1 protein-coding gene is annotated in these 1,421 nt (G+C 64.3%); it reads right to left on the bottom strand.

Translation table 11 applies throughout. The annotated features are described in order from the left end of the window. Positions 1-56 precede the first annotated feature (56 nt). A complete protein-coding gene (locus tag ACGFNJ_RS44060) occupies positions 57-1,292 on the bottom strand; it encodes an IS256 family transposase (protein ID WP_393462659.1) in 1,236 nt (411 codons plus the stop codon). Between the last annotated feature and the right edge of the window lie 129 nt (positions 1,293-1,421).

Raw genomic sequence — 1,421 nt, 5'->3', positions numbered from 1 at the left:
GGTCAAGTCCCGGGGCGTGGTGTAACTGAGTGGTCACCGCATGATCCGAAGTATGGTCAGGCGGTGAGTTCTGCTGGTGCTGGGTCCTCCTGTTCGTCGGTGGCGGCGAGCCCGCGGGAGCGGGCCAAGACGTCGAGCCCGAGATAGCGGCGGCCCTCGATCCATTCGTCGTGCTGCTCGGCGAGCACGGCTCCGACCAAGCGAATGATCGAGCCGCGGTCGGGGAAGATGCCGACCACATCGGTGCGGCGGCGGATCTCCTTGTTCAACCGCTCCTGCGGATTGTTCGACCAGATCTGACGCCAGATCTGCTTGGGGAACGCAGCGAAGGCCAGCAAGTCAGCGCGTGCCGTGTCGAGGTGATCGGCCACTTTCGGCAGCTTCTCGGTCAGCGCGTCGAGCATCCGATCATATTGCGCGGCAACCGAATCGGTGTCTGCTTGATCGAACACCGAATGCAGCAGGGTCCGGACCCAGGGCCAGGAGGATTTCGGGCAGACGCTCATCAGGTTGACGGTGTAGTGGGTGCGGCAACGCTGCCAGGACGCGCCGGGCAGGGTCGCGCCGATCGCGGCCACCAGGCCCGCGTGCGCGTCGGAGGTGACGAGTGCGACCCCGCTCAGGCCGCGGGCGACCAGGTCGCGGAAGAACGCCAGCCATCCGGCCCCGTCTTCACCGGAAACCACTTGCAAACCAAGGATTTCGCGATAACCGTCGGCGTTGACGCCGGTAGCAATCAGAGCGTGGACGTTGACCACGCGCCCGTTCTCGCGGACCTTGAGCACCAGGGCGTCAGCGGCGACGAAGGTGTGAGGGCCTTGGTCCAAGGGGCGAGTGCGAAATGCTTCGACCTGGGCGTCGAGATCGCGGGCCATCATCGACACCTGCGATTTGGAAAGGTTTGTGATGCCGAGGGATTCGACGAGTTTCTCCATCCGCCGGGTCGAGACGCCGAGCAGGTAGCAGGTCGCCACCACCGACGTCAGCGCGCGTTCAGCGCGTTTGCGGCGTTCGAGCAGCCAGTCGGGAAAGTAACTGCCGGACCGGAGTTTGGGGATTGCGACGTCGATGGTGCCGACGCGGGTGTCGAAGTCGCGGTGGCGGTAACCGTTGCGGTGGTTGACCCGCTCGTCGCTGCGTTCGCCGTAGCCGGCACCGCAGGCGGCGTCGGCCTCAGCGCTCATCAAGGTCTGGATGAACGTCGAGAGCATCGTGCGCAGCAGATCGGGACTGGCAGCAGCCAATTGGTCGGACAACACGGAGTTGGGGTCGATACGCTGGATATCGGTCATCGCGTGGGACTTTCTTCCTTCAGTGACTTTGGCGGTCTCTTGAAGGATCACGCGATGGCCACCCTCACGTCCGAGATTCGACCTCATCGGCCGAGCGACAGCTGCTACACCACGCTATTGGACGCAACC

This window comes from Nocardia sp. NPDC049149 (assembly GCF_043197455.1).
Lineage (GTDB): Bacteria > Actinomycetota > Actinomycetes > Mycobacteriales > Mycobacteriaceae > Nocardia.
Note: the sequence above shows the minus strand (reverse complement) of the source record. Positions and strands in the feature narration are given on the sequence as shown.

Excerpts from the sequence above, each read along its gene's own strand:
- ACGFNJ_RS44060 (WP_393462659.1), bottom strand. The coding sequence starts at position 1,292 with ATGACCGATATCCAGCGTATCGACCCCAACTCCGTGTTGTCCGACCAA.